20 protein-coding genes and 1 tRNA gene are annotated in these 20,238 nt (G+C 68.1%); 10 read left to right on the plus strand and 11 right to left on the minus strand.

The window, feature by feature from the left end:
• Positions 1-32 precede the first annotated feature (32 nt).
• Both J7520_RS13960 and J7520_RS13965 read right to left on the minus strand, forming a co-directional pair.
• Positions 33-506 carry a YetF domain-containing protein gene (locus tag J7520_RS13960; RefSeq protein ID WP_291189307.1) on the minus strand — a complete coding sequence of 158 codons (474 nt, stop codon included), beginning with the start codon at positions 504-506 and terminating at the stop codon, positions 33-35.
• A gap of 41 nt (positions 507-547) precedes the next feature.
• On the minus strand, positions 548-1,108 hold the full coding sequence (locus J7520_RS13965; RefSeq protein ID WP_291189309.1) for an isochorismatase family cysteine hydrolase: 561 nt from the start codon (positions 1,106-1,108) through the stop codon (positions 548-550).
• 805 nt (positions 1,109-1,913) lie between these two features.
• Between J7520_RS13965 and J7520_RS13970 the strand changes: the two genes are divergently transcribed.
• From J7520_RS13970 to J7520_RS13980, 3 genes are all read left to right on the plus strand, one after another.
• On the plus strand, positions 1,914-2,189 hold the full coding sequence (locus J7520_RS13970; RefSeq protein ID WP_291189311.1) for a hypothetical protein: 276 nt from the start codon (positions 1,914-1,916) through the stop codon (positions 2,187-2,189).
• 80 nt (positions 2,190-2,269) lie between these two features.
• Positions 2,270-2,527, plus strand: coding sequence for an RNA-binding protein (locus J7520_RS13975; RefSeq protein WP_291189313.1), 258 nt, complete (start codon positions 2,270-2,272; stop codon positions 2,525-2,527).
• A 599-nt stretch (positions 2,528-3,126) separates the two neighbouring features.
• Complete coding sequence (locus tag J7520_RS13980) at positions 3,127-4,131, plus strand: hypothetical protein (RefSeq protein WP_291189314.1); 1,005 nt, start codon at positions 3,127-3,129, stop codon at positions 4,129-4,131.
• Positions 4,132-4,741: 610 nt separating this feature from the next.
• Here J7520_RS13980 and J7520_RS13985 read toward each other — a convergent pair.
• Positions 4,742-4,828, minus strand: a tRNA-Leu gene (locus J7520_RS13985).
• Between the two features lie 214 nt (positions 4,829-5,042).
• On the opposite strand from J7520_RS13985, the gene J7520_RS13990 reads away from it, so the two are divergent.
• On the plus strand, positions 5,043-6,386 hold the full coding sequence (locus tag J7520_RS13990; RefSeq protein WP_291189316.1) for a M20/M25/M40 family metallo-hydrolase: 1,344 nt from the start codon (positions 5,043-5,045) through the stop codon (positions 6,384-6,386).
• Between the two features lie 21 nt (positions 6,387-6,407).
• Here the strand turns inward: J7520_RS13990 and J7520_RS13995 are convergent, their stop codons facing one another.
• Positions 6,408-7,493 carry a serine hydrolase gene (locus J7520_RS13995; RefSeq protein WP_291189318.1) on the minus strand — a complete coding sequence of 362 codons (1,086 nt, stop codon included), beginning with the start codon at positions 7,491-7,493 and terminating at the stop codon, positions 6,408-6,410.
• 145 nt (positions 7,494-7,638) lie between these two features.
• Between J7520_RS13995 and J7520_RS14000 the strand changes: the two genes are divergently transcribed.
• Together J7520_RS14000 and J7520_RS14005 are read left to right on the plus strand one after the other, a co-directional pair.
• Entirely contained in the window at positions 7,639-8,781 is a 1,143-nt protein-coding gene (locus J7520_RS14000; RefSeq protein ID WP_291189319.1) for a histidine kinase, read from the plus strand.
• A gap of 5 nt (positions 8,782-8,786) precedes the next feature.
• Positions 8,787-9,428 (plus strand): response regulator transcription factor, encoded by a 642-nt coding sequence (locus J7520_RS14005; RefSeq protein ID WP_291189579.1) that lies wholly within the window; start codon positions 8,787-8,789, stop codon positions 9,426-9,428.
• Between the two features lie 49 nt (positions 9,429-9,477).
• Here the strand turns inward: J7520_RS14005 and J7520_RS14010 are convergent, their stop codons facing one another.
• Positions 9,478-9,873, minus strand: a complete 396-nt coding sequence (locus J7520_RS14010) for a hypothetical protein (protein ID WP_291189320.1) — start codon at positions 9,871-9,873, stop codon at positions 9,478-9,480.
• Positions 9,874-10,094: 221 nt separating this feature from the next.
• Positions 10,095-11,114 (minus strand): sensor domain-containing diguanylate cyclase, encoded by a 1,020-nt coding sequence (locus tag J7520_RS14015; RefSeq protein WP_291189321.1) that lies wholly within the window; start codon positions 11,112-11,114, stop codon positions 10,095-10,097.
• A 203-nt stretch (positions 11,115-11,317) separates the two neighbouring features.
• Here J7520_RS14015 and J7520_RS14020 point away from each other — a divergent pair, with 203 nt between their 5' ends.
• Entirely contained in the window at positions 11,318-12,391 is a 1,074-nt protein-coding gene (locus J7520_RS14020; RefSeq protein ID WP_291189323.1) for an alpha/beta hydrolase, read from the plus strand.
• 29 nt (positions 12,392-12,420) lie between these two features.
• Here the strand turns inward: J7520_RS14020 and J7520_RS14025 are convergent, their stop codons facing one another.
• Entirely contained in the window at positions 12,421-13,338 is a 918-nt protein-coding gene (locus J7520_RS14025; protein WP_291189325.1) for a M14 family metallocarboxypeptidase, read from the minus strand.
• Positions 13,339-13,499: 161 nt separating this feature from the next.
• Between J7520_RS14025 and J7520_RS14030 the strand changes: the two genes are divergently transcribed.
• Both J7520_RS14030 and J7520_RS14035 read left to right on the plus strand, forming a co-directional pair.
• On the plus strand, positions 13,500-14,705 hold the full coding sequence (locus J7520_RS14030; protein WP_291189327.1) for a reprolysin-like metallopeptidase: 1,206 nt from the start codon (positions 13,500-13,502) through the stop codon (positions 14,703-14,705).
• Between the two features lie 73 nt (positions 14,706-14,778).
• On the plus strand, positions 14,779-15,648 hold the full coding sequence (locus J7520_RS14035; protein ID WP_291189329.1) for an SAM-dependent methyltransferase: 870 nt from the start codon (positions 14,779-14,781) through the stop codon (positions 15,646-15,648).
• Positions 15,649-15,652: 4 nt separating this feature from the next.
• On the opposite strand, the gene J7520_RS14040 is transcribed toward J7520_RS14035, so the two are convergent.
• Positions 15,653-16,879, minus strand: a complete 1,227-nt coding sequence (locus tag J7520_RS14040) for an MFS transporter (RefSeq protein ID WP_291189331.1) — start codon at positions 16,877-16,879, stop codon at positions 15,653-15,655.
• A gap of 152 nt (positions 16,880-17,031) precedes the next feature.
• Between J7520_RS14040 and J7520_RS14045 the strand changes: the two genes are divergently transcribed.
• Positions 17,032-17,202 (plus strand): oxidoreductase-like domain-containing protein, encoded by a 171-nt coding sequence (locus J7520_RS14045; protein ID WP_291189333.1) that lies wholly within the window; start codon positions 17,032-17,034, stop codon positions 17,200-17,202.
• 66 nt (positions 17,203-17,268) lie between these two features.
• On the opposite strand, the gene J7520_RS14050 is transcribed toward J7520_RS14045, so the two are convergent.
• From J7520_RS14050 to J7520_RS14060, 3 genes are all read right to left on the minus strand, one after another.
• Positions 17,269-17,769, minus strand: a complete 501-nt coding sequence (locus J7520_RS14050) for a YciI family protein (protein ID WP_291189335.1) — start codon at positions 17,767-17,769, stop codon at positions 17,269-17,271.
• 68 nt (positions 17,770-17,837) lie between these two features.
• Complete coding sequence (locus J7520_RS14055) at positions 17,838-19,505, minus strand: amidohydrolase (protein WP_291189337.1); 1,668 nt, start codon at positions 19,503-19,505, stop codon at positions 17,838-17,840.
• A 139-nt stretch (positions 19,506-19,644) separates the two neighbouring features.
• Positions 19,645-20,196 carry a DUF1579 family protein gene (locus J7520_RS14060; protein ID WP_291189338.1) on the minus strand — a complete coding sequence of 184 codons (552 nt, stop codon included), beginning with the start codon at positions 20,194-20,196 and terminating at the stop codon, positions 19,645-19,647.
• Positions 20,197-20,238 lie beyond the last annotated feature (42 nt).

Raw genomic sequence — 20,238 nt, forward strand, 5'->3', positions numbered from 1 at the left:
CCGCCGACGCACTGCATGCCGGCAGGGCCTGCCTAGCGCTTCTTGAGCACGGTGATCTTGCCGTCCGGTTCCACGTACATCCTCCGCACCCGCGTCAGATCGTCGAGGCCTTCGCTGCGCAGCGCCGAGTCGATTTCCTCCCGCGTGATGTGCTCGCGCCGCAGGTTGCGCTGGAGGAGACGGCCGTCCTTGGCGATGAGCGTCGCCGGCGGATCGGTGAGTCGGGAAACGAACGGCACATGGTAGGCGAGGAAGTCGAGCAGATAGTTCCACCCCGCCAGCACGCCGACCAGGAGCGCGCTGTCCGCCAGGGTGTGCCCCTCGCCGATCATGCCGTTCTGCGCCGCGTCTCCGAGAAGCACGACGAACAGCAGGCCCGGCACGCCGGCGGTGCCGAAGTCCCTGCGCAACACGAAGCGGAAAATGAGCAGGAGCAGCCAGTACATGGCGGTTCCGCGCACGATTACTTCGTACGGGGAAATCGAAAAGTGGAGAAATTCACCCATGGACGAACTCCCGGCCGAATCTGGGTCCGCGCGGAATCACATCAGGCACCGATCCAGCGAAGAACGGATCGCGCAGCGACCGCGCGGATCCGCCGATCCGTTTGCAGCACCTCGAGCGCCCTGCGCGACCGCGCCGGCGTCTGCGCCGCGACCGCATCGCGCACGACGACTACCTCGAACTCCAGCATGTGCGCGTCGAGCGCCGTGTTGAGGATGCACGAGTCGGTAGCAATGCCCAGCAAGGCGATCCGCTTCACCGTCAGCTGATTGAGGAGGATCCGCAGCGGAGTCTCGAAGAACGCGGAATGCTTGGGCTTCAGTATGAAATAGTCGCCAGGAGCGGGCACGAGTTCGCGCACGACCTCCGCCCCGATGGCCCCTTCCGCGGCGCAATGGTCGACGTTGGTGCGGAAGTCCGAACGCCATTGACCGAAGTTGTCGTTGCAGTAGATGACGGGCACGCCCGCCGCTCGGGCGCGGCGAAGGATGCGCCGCATGGTCGGCAACGCCTTCGTCGTCTCCCGGAGCAGCGAGACAGCGCCCGGATAGTCGAACGGGTTGATGAGGTCGATGGCGAGTACGGCGCTGTTGCCGCGGGACACGGAACCTCCTCGGATCGCCCTTATCGGAACAGCAGCAGGAGCAGGACGATCAGCAGCAACAGGCCGCCACCGCTCGGGTAGTATCCTCAGCCTGCGCTGTAGGGTACAGAGGCAGCGCACCGAGAATCAGCAGGATCAACAGGACCAGTGCGATCGTACGCAGCATGGAATCGTCCGTTGTGAGTACGATCGAATCGTTGCGTTCCGAAAATGACTGGATGCCGAATGAGAAGGAGTGGCGCTCAGCTCGAGTTGCAGGGTGCTGTCGGCGCGCTGTGGGAAAGCGATCTCGCTGCGAAATGTCGAGCGCCAGGGTCATGGAGAGAGAGGCGCGATCATCATGATGCTTTCGCACGCCGGCGCAAGTATCGGGTCACCGCAGTGCCCGATTTCCATACCCGCCCATCCAAGTGCGAGCGACGTTCGTCTGAGCCGCAATGGCTGAGCCACCTCCGCCGAGCGCATCGCCGACGGCGCCGCCTTGAGCACCGGCTCTCGCAGTTCATCCGCGCTCACCGCAAGCCGGTCGCGCGCTCCTTCGCACGCCGTTCGTGACTTCAACGACGATCGGGCGCACACTGGCCGAGCGCCGGAAGCACTCACACCGACGATTGCTTCCGCACATTCGTCCGACGATGCACGGTCAGCGTCTCCGCACGTCGGGATGATCCGTCCTTCTTTCCCGTGAGCTGTTGCGCCTGGTAGCCGCAAAGCTCGCGAAGCGTTTTCGTCCGCATTCGGTGACGACGCAGTCGTGACCCGATACGCCTGTCCTTCGCCCAGCGCACGCAGTAAGGGAGGCGACATGAAATTTTCGTCACCGGTCTTTCAGTTCCGACTCTGGGACGGTCATTCGATTGGGCCGGATGCGCTGAAGCGCATGTGGTCCGCCGCCTGCGACCACGAGAAGGTCGTCGTATCACGAACATGGGTGGGCACCAACCACTCCGGAAACCCCGAATATCTCTACTCTCTGTACCCGCCGACGCTCGTGTTCAACCGGACGCTGGCGGAATCGCGCATGGTCCTTTTCCTGCGGGCTCGCTATCCCTCGATGCCCGTCGTCCTGCAGCGACTTTGAAGTCTGACGGATTGATTCTCATCCGCTCGCCCGGCCCGGCCGTCGCGGGCATCTTTGCACGACCTTTCAAGGAGAACTCCATGATCACCATCGACGTCCGCGGTCTTCCACGATCGATGACCGAAAACGCCTTGCAAACCCTGTTCGCCAGCCATGGAAAGGTATTCGGGCTGCGCATGTCCAAAGACCTGTTCAACGGCGAATGCAAGGGTTTCGCGGAACTGAAAATGGAAGGGCATGAAGGCCGGCAGGCCATCGCAGCTCTGGACGGCTCCGTGCACGAAGGGTCGGCCTTGCGGGTATCCGTTCACAGCGAGCGGAAACATCCGAGGCGATAGAGAAGAAGCGCGCATCCGGGAGCGCCGCAGAGGCCCATCGTCAGCCTCTCGATGCCGGAGCTACGTGAGCTCCAATAGAGGCCCCGCGCTGAGCGGGGCTCTTACTTTACTTGGTACACCTGATGAAGCAGGTGAATTTCGCGCTCACTGTGATGCGACCGGGCGTCATCGTCGAGAAGGAGCGCGACCTGGCTCGCGGACTGAGCATCCGCGAGATGGACCCGCCGACGGCGGGTTTTCATGTGGACGTCCTTGCAGCGGAAGCCCTCCTGCGAGGCAATTCTGCGAAGAGGCCCACGGTCTCGCGTCCATTGGAAGAATCTGTGGAGGAGCATGTGCCCTCATGCCGGTTTCCTCGGCGGGCAATCTGAAGATCTCCATTGCCGCCGAACGGAACTATAGAAATTGAAAACTTCTGTTTCGTAAATCTGGCAGTTCCAGATCGTCAATGACGCTTGGTTTCGCGACAACTCCCGTTCACCTGACGCGTTTGCCTTTCGCCTACCGCCACTTGCCGCGCCCTCACTCCTCGCGCGCAGCGACGGTCGGCGATTCACACGAAGGAAATCCGGCCGGCTCCATCGGCGGACCACCTATGGATGTCCCTAATAGACGGGTTTTCGGCAGCCTGCCAAGGTCGCTCGCTTCAACTCACCCCTGATTGGAGACGCACCATGATAAGGACGCGAACCGCCGCTGAATCCGGTGGACATTTTCCCTCCCCGCACCCGAAGCAACCTCACCTCGACCGCACCGCAGGCCGGCTTTCCCGAGCGATGCTTGGTCTGGCCGTCGTCGCCTTGACCGGCCTCGCCGCCGCGCTTCCGGCCGCTGCATCGTCCGTCTCGCCCGCGCCGCTCGGCAGTGCCGTGAACGGCTACGCCATCGTGACGAGAAACGAGGCGAGCACGCTGGTGTCGCTCGACTTCAACGCACCCGGCACCGTGACGCCGATCGGAGCTTCGCCGAACGGCGCCACCATCTGGGGCTCCGCCTTCCTCGGCGGCAAGCTGTACGCACTCGGCGACACCGGCTTCTACACGATCGATACGACGACGGGTGCGCTGACGCGTATTTCCGATGCGCCGCCGCCGGTCGATCAGATCTGGGGCATGACCGTCGATCCGACGACGCAAACGCTGTACTGGATCGGAGGCGCCTTCGGCGAACGGTTGTCGACGATCGATCCGGCGACGGGCGCGACGAACTTCATCGCGGCGATCTCGGGACTCGCGACGCCGATCAACATCACCGCGATCGCCGTCGATGCGCAGGGACAGCTCTACGGCATCGAGCAGCAGAACGACAATCTGATCAAGATCGACAAGGCCACCGCTGCCGCCACCGTGGTTGGCCCTCTCGGCGTCAATGCGCTGTTCACCTCCGGCCTCGCGTTCGATCCGAAAAGCGGAACGCTCTACTTCTCCAACCTCGAGTTCGCCGGCAATGGCGTGTATCGGGTCGACAAGAACACCGGAACGGCAACCTTCATCGACGTGCCCCACGTCGGTCAGGACGAAGCAGACCTCGTCGCCCTGGCCATCCCCCTCACCTGCCGGACCGGCGACACGATCTTCTGCAACGGCTTCGATGCCACCCCGTGAGAAACCCCCGGCACAGGGACGTGCCGTTTTCTCCAACCACCGCCGAGTAAACGATCGAGTCCCCTGCATGGCCAGCCGACGGGTCAGCGCATTGTCGAGGCATGAAGCCCGCCCGCCTGCTGCGGCGAGAGCGCCCATCCGCAACCGTCGGAGTCCTACGTTGCTCTTGCCGATCGGCGCTCGGATCGGTGCTGCCGCGCAGCAGCCCGCGAGCTTCGTCGCGAAGACCTGTGCCCCGCTCAACCGCACGAAGGATAGGTGCCGAGGCTGAGTATCTCCGCCTTCTCGCCAGAGCGATGGCGGAAGCGTCAACGTAGCGTGCCGGACGGCGGAATCTTCACTGCACGACCTCGCGAATCGGCGACGCGATAGAGCGATTGCTGACGCTTCAGTGCGCGCGACTTCATTTGGCGAGCATGTGAGTAACCTTCCGTGCGCCGCCAACCCCAACCTGGAAGTTACTCAACAGCTACTCATTCAGCGCGCCGGCCGCAACGAGACGGAGCGAGACCTATCCGAATGCCAGACACAAAAAAACCCGCATTTTCTGCGGGTTCTCGACTTGCCGTGTGCTCCGCAGGACTCAGTACAACGTACCGAAATCCTGGGATGGTGCCGAAGGTGGGACTCGAACCCACACGCTTTTAAGGGCGGCGGATTTTGAGTCCGCTGCGTCTACCGATTCCGCCACTTCGGCTGGCATCGCGCGACGGGCGCCGCGCGGGTCGCGCAGTATAAGCGGTTTTGTGGCCGAGTCGAGCCGCACCAGCCCGGATCGTCGCGACGTGCCCGTCGCGGACGACGGAGTCGGGTACCAACGCTCTGGTGCGTACACGGACCTGCGCGTGCGTTCTTCGGTAGGATGGTGGCGATCCGGCACCGTTGCCGCCGGAACCTGTCGCCGGGGAACCATGAATCTCGCTCGCCTCCTGCTCGCGGCCGCCGTCGTGTCGGCCACCCCTCTCGCCTCCGCCCAGACCTCGATGGATCATCACGCCGATCCGTCGATACGTCTCGCCGCCGACGATTCGAGTTACGTGGTGATGTCGCGCCGGACCTTCGACGGCGCGCGTCCGTCGACGCGCGACGCGACGATGTGGATCGACCATCTCGGCCGCGACCTCGTCGTCGCGCAGCTCGATCGCGCGCAGATCGGCGTGGTCAGCCGCTACGTACACGAGAACGAACGGCGCTGCGGCGGCTTCTTCGCGTTCGGCTCGCGGCCGGAAGCCGAGGCGTTCGTCGCGCGGGATCGCGCCAGCGATGCGCTCGCGCGGCCACAGGGCGTCGTCTACACGATCGACAATCAAGTCACGGTGGACGCGTGGCTGCCGCAGGTCGCCGAAGCGAACATCCGCGCCTCGATCGCCAGCCTGTCCGCGTTCCGCAATCGCTACTACGCCTCGACCTATGGCCGGCAAGCGGCCGAATCGATCCGCGACAGCTGGGTGGCGCTCGCCGGCAGCCGCAGCGACGCCAGCGTCGAATTGTTCGAGGACTGCGCCGAGTGCTCGACGCAGCCGTCGGTCATCATGACCGTGCAAGGCGCCGAGCTGCCGGACGAGGTCGTCGTCGTCGGCGGGCACCTGGACTCGATCAACTGGTCCACCGGCAATCCCGGCCCCAATGACCTCGCGCCCGGCGCGGACGACGACGCGTCCGGCATCGCCACGATCACCGAGATCATCCGCATCGCGATGGCCAGCGGCTGGCAACCCAAGCGCACGGTCAAGTTCATGGGCTACGCGGCCGAGGAAGTCGGCCTGTACGGCTCGAACTCGATCGCCACGCGCTTTCGTGCCGACGACGTGAACGTCGTCGGCGTGCTGCAGTTGGACATGACCAACTACAAGACCGACGCGCCGTACGACCTGCAGATCATCTCCGACAACTCCGACGCCGCCCTGCTCACGTACTTCGCCGAACTGTTCGACGCCTACCTCGCGCCGCTCGGACTGGTCCGCTCGCCGCTCGCCTGCGGCTACGGCTGCTCCGACCACGCATCCTGGACCGAGGCCGGCTATCCGGCCGGCATGGTGTTCGAGGCCGGCCGGACGCGCGACCCCAACAATCCGTTCGACCTCGGCGACTTCCCCTACATCCATTCCAGCGGCGACACGCTCGCCAACATGGACGACTCGGCGATCCACAGCGTGAAGTTCGCACAGTTCGGTCTCGCCTTCATCGGCGAACTGGCGAAGACGCACGCGGCAGAGCCGGACGATCGCATCTTCGCGGACGGTTTCGAGCCGTAGGCGATCCGTCGCGGGGCGCCGTCACGTGTCCCGCGACGCCGCGATCATCAGCTGGTGCAGCTTCTGATGGTGGCTGCGCCAGCCGTCGCCGTCGAACAGCATGAACAGGCCGAGCTGCAGCAGGCTGCGGCCGGTGTCGTTGCGCGACACCAGCACGAGCCGGCGCTTCGCGTCGACGATCATGAACTGCCCGCCCCAGCCGTCGGCCCAGATCGTGTCGGCGTCGCGGTCGATCCACCACAGATAGCCATAGGCGTCGAACGGGGCCATGTCGCGGACCTGCGAGTACGCCCGCGTGCTCTCCTCGACCCAGTGCTGCGGGATCACCTGCGTCGCACCCCAGCGACCGCCGTTCGCGTACAGCGCGCCGAAGCGCGCGAGGTCCGCCGCCGACAGGAAGATCACGAACTGCCGGTGCTCGGTGTAGCCGGGCTGGTCGTAAATGACGTGCTCGGGCTTGAACGTGGTCATGCCGGTCGGCTTGGCGATCCAGTCGTACAACGCCTGGCCGATGCTCATGCCGGTACGCCGCTCGAAGATCACGCCGAGCACGTTGAAGCCCCAGTTGTTGTAGTAGAACGCCTCGCCCGGCTTGTGCGAACCGCGCCGCGGACGGCCGTCCTTCATGCCCTTGGCCTCGCCGGCCGCCTCGATGTAGATGCCCGAGCGCGACTCGAGCAGATCGCGGATCGTCGCCGTCCTCTCGGTCGCGGTCAGCGGCACCACCGCATCGTCGATGCCGAGCTCGGCCAGCGTCTGGTCCAGGCGCAGGTAGCCCTTCTCGATCGCGATGCCGTACAGCCCGCTGAGCAGGCTCTTGCGCACCGAATGCGTGTTGATCGGCAGGTCGGCATCGCCCCACTGCGCCAGGCGCTTGCCGTCCTTCAGCGCGACGAAGGCGTCGAAGCGCGTCTGCTGCGGCAGGTAGGCGTATGCCTCCCGGATCGCATCGGGATGCGTCACGGTCGCGGCCGGCAGATCGGTGCCGAACGCGTTGCGCTCGCCGACGCGGATCGCCGGAATCGCGCTCAGCGCAGTCGCGGCGGCGATCAGGCACGGCAGCGCCCATGCGGCGATCTTCAGGGTCTTGCGGATTTTCGGGTTCATGCGGCATCGCTCCGGGAGGACGACGCGTACTGTCCGCGCCGGCGCCGGATGCGCCCAGATAACGGAAGTCATCGAAGCGGATGACGAAAGTCACCACTTCGCAAATCGGCTTGCCTTCGTCGCGCGCGAACGCGAAGCTGGCCGCATGTCGCGCCGCACCGCCTACGCCCATCCGCTCGCGGCGATCGCCGCCGCGATCGCCTGGGCGGCGGTCGGGCTGGAGCTGTGGACCGGACCGGTCGTCGCCACCGCGATCGGCGCCTCGCTGCCGGTGCACGGCTTCGCGCGCGCCCTGCATCTGGCCTTCGGGCTGGTGGTCGCGATCTCGCTGGGGCTTCGCGCGCGTCGCCCGGCGAGGCTCGCTTCGGCAATTCTCCTCTGCGCGATTGCGCTGGTGCTGGTCGCGCTCTACCGCTACAACTCCGCCGCGGCGCTGCTGGTCATTCCGATGCTGGAATTCGCCGGCCTGCTCGGCCTGCGCGCGCTGGCCTGCGCCTACGTGGCGACGAACGTCGCGCTGCTCGCCGTCGTCGTCGCGTTCCGGCAGATGGATTTTCCGCTCACCTACGTCGGCCTGCAGGCCGGGTTCCAGCTGTTCGCGATCCTGCTCGTGCGCTCGGCGCGCAGAACCGAGCAGGCGCGCGACGAACTCGCCGCCACGCATGCCGAACTGCTGGCCACGCGCGGCATGCTGGCCGAGATCGCCCGCGGCCAGGAGCGCCTGCGTCTGTCGCGCGAGCTGCACGACGTCGCCGGACACAAGCTGACCGCGCTGCGCCTGAATCTGGCCGCGCTGGCGCACAACAAACAGCTCGACACCGGCGAGATCGTCGCGCTGTGCACGCGCCTGTCCGAGGAACTGCTCGACGATCTGCGCTCGGTCGCGCATCAATTGCGCCTGCACGACGGCCTCGACCTCGGCGCGACCCTGCGGCGCATGGCCGCTCCGTTTCCGCGCCCGCGCGTCCGCTTCGACGTCGCCGCGGACGCGCGCGTCGGCACGCTGGAGCAGGCCGAAGCCCTGCTGCGTGCGTTCCAGGAAGGCCTGACCAATGCGGTGCGGCACGGCGACGCCGGCGAGCTGCTGGTCAGCCTGCGCCGCGAGAACGGCGAGATCGTGCTCGATCTGCGCGACGACGGTCGCGGCCACGGCGAGGTCCGCGCCGGCGGCGGGCTGTCCGGCATGCGCGAGCGCCTGCAGGCGCTCGGCGGCGAACTGCGCTTCGAGCGCGCCGGTGACGGCTTCCATCTGCAGGCGCGCCTGCCGGAAGCGCGGTCGCCCGCGTGAAACGCATCGAGCCCGCGCCAATCCGCATCGCCCTCGCCGACGACCAGGCGCTGGTGCGCGGCGGACTGAAGGCCCTGCTCGGCGGCTTCGCGCAGTTCGAGATCGTCCTGGAGGCCAGCGATGGCGAGGAGCTGCTGGACAAGCTGCCTGCGGTGACGATCGACGTCGTGCTCTGCGACGTGCGCATGCCGCGGCTGGACGGCTTCGGCGTCTGCGCGCGCCTGCGCCGTCTCGCCGACGCGCCGCCGGTGATCCTGCTGACCACCTTCGACGATGCGGATCTCGCGCTGCGCGCGATCGAGGCCGGCGCCAAGGGTTTCCTACTGAAGGACGCCTCGCCGCTCGAACTGGTCGAGACGATCGAGGAAGTCGCCGCCGGCCGTTCGATCGTCGCGCCGGTCGCCACCGACGCGATTCGCGAACGCTACGCCTATCGCGACCGCGAGCTTTCCGGCGAAACCTTCAACAAGCGCGAACTGGACATCCTGCGCCTGCTCGCCGGCGGCTACACGAACCGCGAGATCGGGCAGGCCATCCACGTCACCGAGGGCACGGTGAAGAACTATCTGATGGACATCTTCGACAAGCTCGGCACGCGCGACCGCACGCGGGCGGTGCTGAAGGCGATCACGCTGAAGCTCATCTAGGCGAGGCTTTTTCGCCGGCAGGCGCCGATGCGATCCGATGGCGCTCGAATCAATCCAGGCGCGTGAACAGCAGCGCGATGTACGCGCCGATGAGCAGGGTCGCGGCGAGCGCCAGGAGCTGGTGATAGCGCGGCCGCGCGATCGCGATGCCGCTGACGCCCATCGCGGCGAAGCCGAGGTGAAAGGCGAGATCGGCGGCGCGCGGCGCCGTGCCGAACAGCACGAGCTGCTTGCCGAGGCTGGCGACGATCAGCAACACGAGCAGCGCGAAGAACCAGGTGCGATGTCCGTAGTAGTGCTCGCGCAGGTCCACCGCGGCATCGCCGAAGGCGTCCGGCAGCACCAGCGCCGCGAGCAGGTACAGCACGATCGTCTGCGCGAGCACGGCGGAAAACGCCAGGAAGGTCCAGTTCGCGTAGTGGCGCGGCCGTACATCGACCACCACGACTGCACCGCGATCACCACGATCAGGACCGCCCACAGCACGGCGGGCCAGTAGCCCTTCAGCCGCGCGCGCGACTGCATCAGTCCGCGCACGCCCTTCAGCACCTGCGTGATCGCCAGCCCCAGGATCAGCGAGATCAGGACCGAGAGGTAGCTGAAAGCGTCCATACGAGGCGGCACCGGGCACAGGGCGAAACCCGCGCAGCATAGCGCGACGAGGCGTCAGTGCGGCCGCGCCGCCTTGCGCCGGCGCTTGACCTCGTACATGGCCTGGTCGGCACGCGCCAGCAGCGCCAGCGGATCGGCGTCGGCGGACTCCGCCGCGACCACGCCGATGCTGGGACCGGCATAGTCGATGCGCACGCCGTCCAGGTCGAACGCGCCGATGGTTGCCGCGAGCAGGCGCGCCTGCATCGACGCCGTCGCCTCGGCGGCCGCCTCGCGCCGCACGCTCGACAAGGCGACGAATTCGTCTCCGCCGAGCCGCGCGACGAATCCGTCCAGGCGCAGCGCGCCTTGCAAACGGCCGGCGATCGCGCTCAGGAAACGGTCGCCGACATCGTGGCCGTAGCGGTCGTTGATCGCCTTGAAGCCGTCGAGGTCGACGAAAGCGGCGACCAGCACCTCGCCGTCGCTCGCATGCGCGGCCCGGCGCCGGTGCATTTCCTCCATCAGCGCGCGGCGGTTGGGCAGTTGCGTGGTCGTGTCGGTGAGCGCGCTCCGCGCGAGCAGGTCGTTGGCATGACGCAGCGCCTGCAGCGTGCGTTCGCGATCGACCTGCTGGGCGATCAGCTGCGAGAACATCTGCAGCACCTTCGGCGCCCCCGCGGCCAGCGGCGTGCGTTCGTCGCTGGCCGCGCACAGCGTGCCGTACAGCGCGCCGTCGCCGGTACGCACCGGCGTGCTGGCGTAGGTGGCGATGCCGAGCGCGCGCGCGGCGTCCGAATCGCTCCAGCGACTGGCGACGTCGTCGGTGTAGGCGCACTCCTCTTCCAGCGCGCGCTTGCACAGCGTGCCCTCCCACGGCACCGACAAGCCTTCGGGAATCTGCAGCCGGCGACTGTTGCGCGCGAACAGCACGTGCTGCACGCCGGCACCGTCGTCGATCGTGGTCAGGTAGGTCGACTCCAGCCCCGTCACCGCCTGAAGCAGCTCCAGCAGCGGCCGCACGAGCTGTTCCAGCGTGTGCGCGTGGGTGATCGAGTCGGCGAGCTTGTCGAGGAAATCGCGGTTCGGGGACATCGGAGATGAGCGGTAGGCGAGGGACGGCGGCGCGATTAAATCCGCAGGCGCCTCGCCCGGCAACCCGATGCACGATTTGCGTTACGCGAATTTGCACTCCGCACGATTCGTGGGAGGATGCTTTCGCGCCTCCGATGCGGCGCTCCGTCCGTCTCGTCGCACAGGTCCGTATGAACCGCCTTCTCGCCTCGCTCGCGCTTCTGATGTCGTCCGCCGCCGGAACGGCCTTCGCCGAATGCAAGGACACCGCGCCCTACGCCGACGCGCGCGCGATCGTGCGCGACCTCGACCGCATCGTGGCGCCCGGCGGCGTGCAGGAGTCGTACAAGACGCGCATCGGCGGCGTCGACCACTGGGTCAACGCGCGCGGCGAGGACCGGACCAACCCGGTCCTGCTGTTCGTCCACGGCGGCCCCGCCTCGCCGGTGACGCCGACGCTGTGGCAGTTCCAGCGGCCGATCGAGGAGTACTTCACCGTCGTCAACTACGACCAGCGCGGCGCCGGCAAGACCTATGTCGAGGACCATTCGGCCGCGGTCGGCGACAGCCTGCGCATCGAGCGCTACGTCGACGACGCGATCGAACTGGCCGAGCAGGTGCGCAAGCGCTACGGCAAGCGCAAGCTGGTGCTGATGGCGCACAGCTGGGGCACCATCATCGGCATGCGCGCGGCGCTGAAGCGGCCCGATCTGTTCCACGCCTACGTCGGCATCGGCCAGGTCATCGACGTGCGCGAGAACGAGCGCCTGAGCTTCGACTACGGCCTGCAGCAGGCCAAGGCGCACGGCAACACCGCGGCGGTGAAGGAGCTGGAGGCGATCGCGCCCTACCCCGGTGACCGCCCGATCACGCGCGAGCGCATCGTCGTCGCGCGCAAATGGGCGCAGTACTACGGCGGCCTCAGCGCATTCCGCGATGCTTCCGACTACTTCTTCAAGGCGCCGCTGCTGTCGCCGGACTACGAGGACCGCGATCGCTGCGCGATCGACGAAGGCAACGTGTTCACGCTCGGCCGCGTGCTGGACGAGTTCCTGGCCGTCGACCAGCGCGGCGTGCGCTCGTTCCCGATCCCGGTGCTGATGTTCATGGGCCGCCACGACTACACCACGCCGTCGGCGCCGACCGAGGCCTGGCTGCGCGCGGTCGACGCGCCCTACAAGCGCGGCATCTGGTTCGAGCGCTCGGCGCACATGATGCCGTGGGAGGAACCCGGCAAGACCGTGCTCAGCCTGGTGCAGTACGTGCTACCGCTGGCGAAGGACGCGGGGAAACCCTGAGCGCGTTTCCCCGCGCGTGCCGCGAGCGGCTACGCGTGCGCCAGCGCGTAGTCGATCGCCGCGCGCACCGCCGCGACCTGCGCGGCGTTGCATTGCTCCGGCGTCGCCTTCGGGCTGTCCGGATAGACCTCGGTGGTGGTCTTGTAGCGCGCCTCGGTGACGCCGGCGCACAGGCCGAGCGGACGCAGCGCGTAGCGGATCACGCCCGGCGCGACCACCGGCGAGCCGATGATCTCGCCCTTCTCGTCGGCCGGCGCGATGTGCGTGACCTTCGCCACCGCGTCGATGATCGCCTGCTGGAATCCGGGCTGCGGCTGCGCTTCGTCGTCGACCAGGTAGAAACCGTCCGGAATGCTCTCCGGCTCGGACGACTTGCCGTCGCGCGCGGCCAGTGCCGGGCGGAACTCGGACTCGTCGCTGTCGGTGGTCTCGTGCAGGTCCACGTGCACGAGGAAACGGTCGCGCAGCGGCGCGACCAGCGCGAGCAGCGCGGCCGATTCCGCCGCCGGGCTGTTCTCGCGGAACGAACGGTTCGGGTCGATCGCGTGCGGATTCCAGCGATGGATGCGCTCGTAGGCCCACGGGCTGATGCACGGTACGACGAGCAGATTGACGCGACCCCCGTAGTCCGCCATGTGCCGCTCGACGAATTGCAATGCGCCGTGCACGCCGCTGGTTTCGTAGCCGTGCACGCCGCCGGTGACCAGCACGGTCGGCCGTTCGTCGCGCCAGTCGCGGCTGCGGATCGCGAACAGCGGATAGAGGTCGGGCGCGTAGTCGAGTTCACCGTACTGCGTCACGTCGAAACGCTCGCGGGCGCGGTCGATCGCGCTCAGCACGTCCTGCGCATAGCTGCGCTGGCGCGTCTGGCGCGACCGCCATTCGGCTTTCTCCGCCTCGCCCCAGGGAGTTCCGGGCGTACCGATCGGATAAGGCGCTGAACTCATTGCGGTATCGCTCGTCGTGGTGAGTGGAGCGGGACTGTAGCATCAAGCCGCCGAGCGCCGGCCCTTCGTCCGCCGCGATCTCGACCTGCATCGGCGCCTCGGCGATCATGCGCCGTCGACGGCGCGGTCGCGCAGCCGTCACGATCCGAAGGGGGAAATCCATGCCGTCGCCTTTGCTCGCGCTCGCGCTCGCCATCGCGGCACCGTCCGTGACCGCCGTCGAGACCTCGCCCTGGCGCAGCGCACACGCCGTCGACGTTTCCATACTGCAACCCGCTGCGCGACGCGCACAGCGCATTTCGACGACGATCGGCTGGAGCGCACGCGAGCAGCGAACCCTGCTGTTGGACGTATTCGGCGCTTCGTTCAGCGCGACGCGCACCGCCTTCGCGCAGCGCAGCGACGGCTGGATGTGGCAGGGCCGGCTCGACGCCTCGCCGGATCATGCCGTGTCGCTGACGATGCATCGCGGTGTACTCGCCGGATGGGTGCAGACGCCGCAAGGCCGCTACGAGATCGTGCCGCTGCCGGAAGGCGGCTCGGCGCTGGTCGAGGTCGATCCGACGGCCTTCTCCGGCTGCGGCGGCGCACTGCCGAAAGATGCGCTGATGCGCTATCCCGCGTTGCCGGCGCCGCGTCGCACCCCGATCGCGCCTGCGGGCGCCGACGAGCCGATCGACGTGCTGGTGGTCTATTCGCCGCAGGTGCTCGCCGCGATGGGTTCGCTGGCCAACGTCGAGGCGGAAATCCACGCCGCCGTCGACAGCGCGAACCTGGTGTTCGCCAACAGCGACATGACGGCGCGCTTCCACCTCGCCGCGATCCGGCCGTTCCCGCGCGACGAGGTCGACGTCTACGACCTGGAATGGCTGCGCATCGACCCGGCCGCGCTGGCGATGCGCGAGGAGGTCGGCGCGGACCTCGCATCGCTGTGGGTCGAGAACAGCATCGACGTCTGCGGCGCCGGCTTCATCATGGACCGCCTCGACGACGGCTTCGCCGGCGACGCGGTGCAGATCACGATGCGCAGCTGCGCCGTCGGCGACCTGGTCTACGCGCACGAGCACGGCCACAACCTGGGCATGCAGCACGATCCCGCCTACGGCGTTCCGCCGGCGCAGGCGCTGTTTCCGTGGGCCTTCGGCCATTACGTCGACAACGCCTTCACCACGGTGATGTCCTATCCCTACGACTGCGCCGGCAACTGCTTCCGCGCGCCGTACTTCTCCAATCCCGACGTCCGCTTCATGGGCGTGCCGACCGGCATCGCCGACCAGCGCGACAACCACCGCGTCGGCAACGTCACCGCGCCGATCGTCGCGGGCTTCCGTCCGCGCGCATGGATCTTCGCCGACGGCTTCGAGTGAACGCAGGCACGGCGATCGCGTCGACAGCGGCTACCATCCAGGGCATCGCCGACGCGCATGCCCTCTCTTCGCCATGATCCCGCCCTTCCCTCCGCGCTACGACGGCCCCCTGCTCACGCGCGAGGTCGCCACCGCGATGCGCGCGGCCGCGACGGCCGGCGATGCCGTCTGGTCGGGCTCCTTCGATCTCGGCCGCCGTCGCGAGGAGGTCGCGCTGAACGCGGACCATTGGCGTTGGCGCGGGCGCGACTATCCGTGGCCGCAGGACCTCAAGGAACGCACGATCTACGTCTGGGATGGCCAAGCGTTCCAGCCGGTGCAGCGCTACGGCGGATCGCTGATCAAGCTGGTGCCGACCGAATGGGGCGCGCCGACCTTCGAGATCGACGGCATCAAGATGCTGCCGACCGCGCAGGTCTCGCCGTACGCGGATGCGCAGCGCAAGGTCGCGCTGGTCGCGCCGCGCGGCAAGCACGTGCTCGACACCTGCGGCGGGCTCGGCTACTTCGCGCGCGCCTGCCTCGAGGACGGCGTCGCGCGCGTGGATTCGTTCGAGAAGAACGCCGACGTGCTCTGGCTGCGCAGCCTCAATCCATGGTCGCCCGATCCGCAGGCCGACGATCGCCTGCGGCTCGCGCACGCCGACATCTCCGAACACATCGCCACGCTGCCGGACGCCGCCTACGAAGCGGCCCTGCACGACCCGCCGCGTTTCGGCATCGCCGGCGAGCTCTATTCGCAGGCGTTCTACGACCAGCTCGCGCGCGTGCTGCGCCCGCAGGCGCGCCTGTTCCACTACACCGGCACGCCGAACCGCAAGACCAGCGGGCGCGACGTGCCGATGGAAGTCTCGCGCCGCCTCGAGAAGGCCGGCTTCGCCACCGAGCGCGTGCTCGACGGCGTGTTCGCCGGCAAGGGCGGCGCGGCGAAGCGGCGGCGCTGAGCGCTCACGCCGCCGGGCAGGTCTCCGCTCGCGGTCGGCGCAAGGTCGCCGCCGCCCACAGATAGATCGCCGTGCCGAGCAGCGCGGTGACCGCGCCGACGTAGCCGGTCGAGGTCCAACCGAGACCCGCGGTGATCGCCAGGCCGCCGAGCCAGGGTCCCAGCGCATTCGCCGCATTGAACGCGGCGTGATGCGAGGCGGCTGCCAGCGTCTGCGCGTCGCCGGCGACGTCCATCAGATGCGTCTGCAGCACAGGGCCGAGCGCGCCCATCATGCCGATCGCGACCGTCGCCGGCAGGATCGTCCACAGCGAACCTGCCGTCAGCGGAAACAGCAGCAGCACCGCCGCCGCGCCGAGCAGGATCACCGGCACCGCGCGGAAACGCAGGCGATCGAACAGCCAGCCGCCGGCGAGATTGCCGATCACGCCGCCGAGTCCGAAGCCGGCCAGACCGAGCGGGATCCAGCCCGCCGATACGCGCGTCACCTGCAACAGCGTCGGCGCCAGATAGCTGAAGACGCAGAACAGACCGGAGAAACCGACCGCGCCGATCGCCAGCGCCTGCCACACCGGCAGGCGATTGAACGCGCGCAGTTCGTCGAGCGCGCGCTTCGGCGGCTCGGCACGATCGCGCGGCATGAACGCGGCGATCAGCAGCACCGTCGCCAGCGCGACCGCCGACACCAGCACGAACGCCCAGCGCCAGCCGATCGTCTGCCCCATCCAGGTCGCCAATGGATTGCCGATCAGGATCGCCAAGGTCAGCCCGAACATGGTCAGGCTCACCGCCTTGCCACGCTCGGCGGGCTTGCTGATCGCCACCGCCGTCAGCGCCGACACGCCGAAATAGGCGCCGTGCGGCAACGCTGCGACGAAGCGTGCGAGCAGCATGCTCGCGTAGTCCGGCGCCGCGGCGCTGGCCAGGTTGCCGAGCGCGTAGAAGCCCATCAGCGCGAGCAGCAGGCGGCGGCGCGGCAGCCGTCCGCCGAGGATCGCCAGCAGCGGCGCGCCGACCACCACGCCGAGCGCGTACGCGCTGATGATGTGGCCGACCTGCGGCTCGCTCACGCCGAAGGCCTTCACCATCTCCGGCATCAGCCCCATCGCGGAGAACTCGCTGGTGCCGATGGCGAAGCCGCCGAGGGTCAGCGCGGCGAGGATCAGGGCGCGATGGCGGCTGGATACCGCTGCGGTGATGGGAGCGGCTTGCGACGGAGCAATGGTTTCCATGAGGCCATTATGCTGCATAGCAGCATGCGCGGAAAATGAAATCGCGGATAGGCGGCTCTACCAGGCTTTCGATGTCGGCGATGCGCGCCGGATCGGCGGATCGGCGATATAGGCGCCGAATCCACCCATGCGCATTGCTATGCTTCGCCGCGATGTCCGATCCGCAATCCGATCCGCGCCCGACTCCACCGGAACCGCCGCTACCCGGCGACTGCTGCGACAGCGGATGCGAGCGCTGCGTCTACGACATCTACGCGGACGAGATGACGATGTATCGCGAACGCCTGGCGCGCTGGCGCGAACGGCATCCCGAAGCGGAGTGAAACTCGCGGCGAGCGCGAGGCGTGCATTGCTGCGCGAATCAGCAAGGAACTCCCGACGACGGTGCCTCAAGGCTGCTTCGACGCTGGTGGTACCAGACGCTCGTGCCATTCCGGCAGCAGCATCGCCGCGGCCGTGCCGTACCAGTCGTGGAATTCCGGCACCATCTCGCCCTTCTGCACGACCGGATCGGTCTCGACCAGCGCGCGCGCCGCCTCGACCGTGTCGACCGAGAAGACGTACAAGCCGCGCCAGCCGGAAGCATCCTTCGAGAACGGCCCGGCCACCGCGAGCTGGCCGGCCTTCGCCCAGCGCTGCATGTTGGCGAAATGGCCGGCGAACATCGCGTCGCGTTCGGGGCCGTCGGGCACGCGCTTCGCGCCGGTCTTGAGGATCACCAGCACGTACTTGCGCATGCCGCGCTCGTCGGCGCCGACGCGCCTGGCCAATTCAGCGTCGTAGGTGGCCGCCGGAGCGTTCGGCGGCGATTCGGCCACCGCGGCACGCGAAACGGCGAACGGGAATGCGAGGCAGGCGACGACGGAAAGCCACAGCGATCGGATGCGCATCGGACCGGTCTCCGCTGGCGACGGGAACCGAGTGTACGCGATCGCCGGTGCCGTCCCTTGCGCCGCGATCAGCCGCCTTCGCGGGCGTACACGCGACGCCCGCCGACCCAGGTCTCGAGCACCACGGTCGACCAGATCCGCGCCGGCTTGTCCTTGAAGACGTCGCGATCGATCAGCACGAAGTCCGCCCACTTGCCCGCTTCGAGCGTGCCGAGCGACTTTTCCGCATGACCGGCGTACGCCGCGTCGAGCGTGAACGCGCGCAGCGCCTCGGGCAGCGTCATGTCCTGGCGCGGATACCAGCCGCCGGGCGGACGGCCGTCGTGGTCCTGCCGCGTCACGGCGGAATACAGGCCGTAGAACGGATTGGGCGACTCGACCGGGAAGTCCGAACCCGCCGCGATCACCGTGCCCTGCTTCAGAAACGTGCGCCACGCGTAGGCGCCTTTCATGCGCGCCTTGCCGAGGCGGTCCTCGGCCATGTTCATGTCGGAGGTCGCATGCGTCGGCTGCATCGAGGCGATCAGGCCGAGCGTGCGGAAGCGCGGGATGTCGGCGGGATCGACGATCTGCGCGTGCTCGATGCGATTGCGCAGTTGCTTGCCGCCGTGCGCGACGTAGACGGCGGCGAACGCGTCGAGCACTTCGCGGTTGGCCGCGTCGCCGATCGCGTGCACGCCGACCTGGTAGCCCTTGCCGATCGCCTTGCCGATCATCGCGGTCATTTCGTCCTGTCGATGGAACAACAGGCCCTTGTTGCGCGCGTCGTCCGAATACGGCGCGAGCAGCGCGGCGCCGCGGCTGCCGAGCGCGCCGTCGGCGTAGAGCTTGACGCTGCGCACGTCGAGGAAGCCGTCGCCGTAGCCGGTCAGCGGACCGCTCGCCGCGAGGCGGTCGAAGTCGGCGCCGACGCCGCCGATCATCGCGTAGATACGCGCGGTGAGCTTGCGCGTGTCGGCGTAGCGCTTGAACAGCGCGACGGTGTCCGCGTCGACACCGGCGTCGTGCACGCCGGTCAGCCCGACGCGCGCCATTTCCGCCAGCGCGGCATCGAGCGCCTTCTCCGCCTCCTGCGCATCCATCGGCGGGATCTTCTTCGCCACCAGCTCCATCGCGCCGTCGACGAACACGCCGGTCGGCTTGCCGTCGGCGTCGCGCTCGATGCGTCCGCCGGACGGATCCTGCGTCTGCGCGTCGATGCCGGCGAGCTTCATCGCCGCGCTGTTGGCCCAGCCGGCGTGGCCGTCGACGCGTTCCAGCCAGACCGGACGATCGGCGACGACCGCGTCGAGTTCCTTCGCCGTCGGGAAACGGCCGAGCTTCCACACCGCCTGGTTCCAGCCCTGCCCTTGCACCCAGGCGGCCTGCGCCTGCGCGGCGGCGTAGGACTTGACGGTCGCGAGCGCCTCGTCGAGCGATTTCGTCGCCGACAGGTCGGCGCGCCGCAAGGCGACGCCGAGTCCCATCACGTGCGCATGCGCGTCGATCAGGCCCGGCAGCAGCGTGCGGCCCTTGCCGTCGAGCACCTCGGCCTGGCCCGCGCGCGCGGCGAGTGCGGCATGCGAACCGGTGGCGACGACCTTGCCGCGCTCCACCAGCATCGCCTCGAAGCGTTGCAGGCGGCCCGAGCCGTCGAGCGTGTAGCCGTCGACGTGATCGACGAACAGGTCCGCCGCCGCGGCGGGAAGCGCGAACAACGCGGCGGCGAGCAGGACGGGCAGACGACGCGGATGCATGCGCACGGTTCTCCGGGACGCGAGGACGATGCGCGAGCATAGCCATTTCGACGCCGAAGCGGCGGCACACGGTGCGCGTTCCCTGGTCGCCGCCGATCGCGTGCTTCTTTCCGATGACGCCGCGACGCCGACGCCGCCGTCACTTCGCGCGCGCGTACTCCAGGCGCACCGCCAGGCCTTCCTTGCCGTCGTGCCGCTCGTAGTACTCGTAGGTGAAATGGTCCGCGTCCTGGATGTGCAGGACTTCGCGCAGCGGGCTCAGCGCGCCCTTCGCATCCGGCGCCTGGCCGACGAAGGTGAACGCGTGCGTGGCGGCGTCGTAGCCGCCGTGCGCGAGGATCACGCCCTTGAAGTTCACGTCCATCCACAGGCTGCCGTAGTCGCCCGCGGCCTGGTCGTAGCCGAGATAGCCGAGGCCGTCGAACGGCTTGCCGGCCGCGTCGATGTGCAGCTCCTGGCGCAGATGCTGGCCGGCGAGGATCGGCGTGAACCTCGCCGTGCCGCGGTCGATCGCCGGCGGCTTGGCCGGGTCGGTCCAGAACGACTGGCGCACGGTCCATTGCCCGGCGAGCCCTGCGAGCAGTTGGTGCTGCGGGCCGAGCGCGTCGGCTGCGGATGCGGCGGCGTGTGTGCACGGCGAGGCCAGCACCGTGGCGGCGGCGAGAAGGGAAAACAGGGATCGCATCGACATGACGGGACGTCCGGTGGCGGGAATGACGCCAGCGTGCGTATC

The sequence above is a fragment of the Dokdonella sp. genome, from assembly GCF_017744955.1.
Classification (GTDB): Bacteria; Pseudomonadota; Gammaproteobacteria; order Xanthomonadales; family Rhodanobacteraceae; genus Dokdonella_A.

Bases quoted from the DNA above. Each gene is read 5' to 3' on its own strand.
- J7520_RS13960 (WP_291189307.1), bottom strand. From the start codon at position 506: ATGGGTGAATTTCTCCACTTTTCGATTTCCCCGTACGAAGTAATCGTG.
- J7520_RS13970 (WP_291189311.1), top strand. From the start codon at position 1,914: ATGAAATTTTCGTCACCGGTCTTTCAGTTCCGACTCTGGGACGGTCAT.
- J7520_RS13975 (WP_291189313.1), top strand. From the start codon at position 2,270: ATGATCACCATCGACGTCCGCGGTCTTCCACGATCGATGACCGAAAAC.
- J7520_RS13980 (WP_291189314.1), top strand. From the start codon at position 3,127: ATGTCCCTAATAGACGGGTTTTCGGCAGCCTGCCAAGGTCGCTCGCTT.
- J7520_RS13990 (WP_291189316.1), top strand. From the start codon at position 5,043: ATGAATCTCGCTCGCCTCCTGCTCGCGGCCGCCGTCGTGTCGGCCACC.
- J7520_RS13995 (WP_291189318.1), bottom strand. From the start codon at position 7,493: ATGAACCCGAAAATCCGCAAGACCCTGAAGATCGCCGCATGGGCGCTG.
- J7520_RS14000 (WP_291189319.1), top strand. From the start codon at position 7,639: ATGTCGCGCCGCACCGCCTACGCCCATCCGCTCGCGGCGATCGCCGCC.
- J7520_RS14015 (WP_291189321.1), bottom strand. From the start codon at position 11,114: ATGTCCCCGAACCGCGATTTCCTCGACAAGCTCGCCGACTCGATCACC.
- J7520_RS14020 (WP_291189323.1), top strand. From the start codon at position 11,318: ATGTCGTCCGCCGCCGGAACGGCCTTCGCCGAATGCAAGGACACCGCG.
- J7520_RS14025 (WP_291189325.1), bottom strand. From the start codon at position 13,338: ATGAGTTCAGCGCCTTATCCGATCGGTACGCCCGGAACTCCCTGGGGC.
- J7520_RS14030 (WP_291189327.1), top strand. From the start codon at position 13,500: ATGCCGTCGCCTTTGCTCGCGCTCGCGCTCGCCATCGCGGCACCGTCC.
- J7520_RS14035 (WP_291189329.1), top strand. From the start codon at position 14,779: ATGATCCCGCCCTTCCCTCCGCGCTACGACGGCCCCCTGCTCACGCGC.
- J7520_RS14040 (WP_291189331.1), bottom strand. From the start codon at position 16,879: ATGGAAACCATTGCTCCGTCGCAAGCCGCTCCCATCACCGCAGCGGTA.
- J7520_RS14045 (WP_291189333.1), top strand. From the start codon at position 17,032: ATGTCCGATCCGCAATCCGATCCGCGCCCGACTCCACCGGAACCGCCG.
- J7520_RS14050 (WP_291189335.1), bottom strand. From the start codon at position 17,769: ATGCGCATCCGATCGCTGTGGCTTTCCGTCGTCGCCTGCCTCGCATTC.
- J7520_RS14055 (WP_291189337.1), bottom strand. From the start codon at position 19,505: ATGCATCCGCGTCGTCTGCCCGTCCTGCTCGCCGCCGCGTTGTTCGCG.
- J7520_RS14060 (WP_291189338.1), bottom strand. From the start codon at position 20,196: ATGTCGATGCGATCCCTGTTTTCCCTTCTCGCCGCCGCCACGGTGCTG.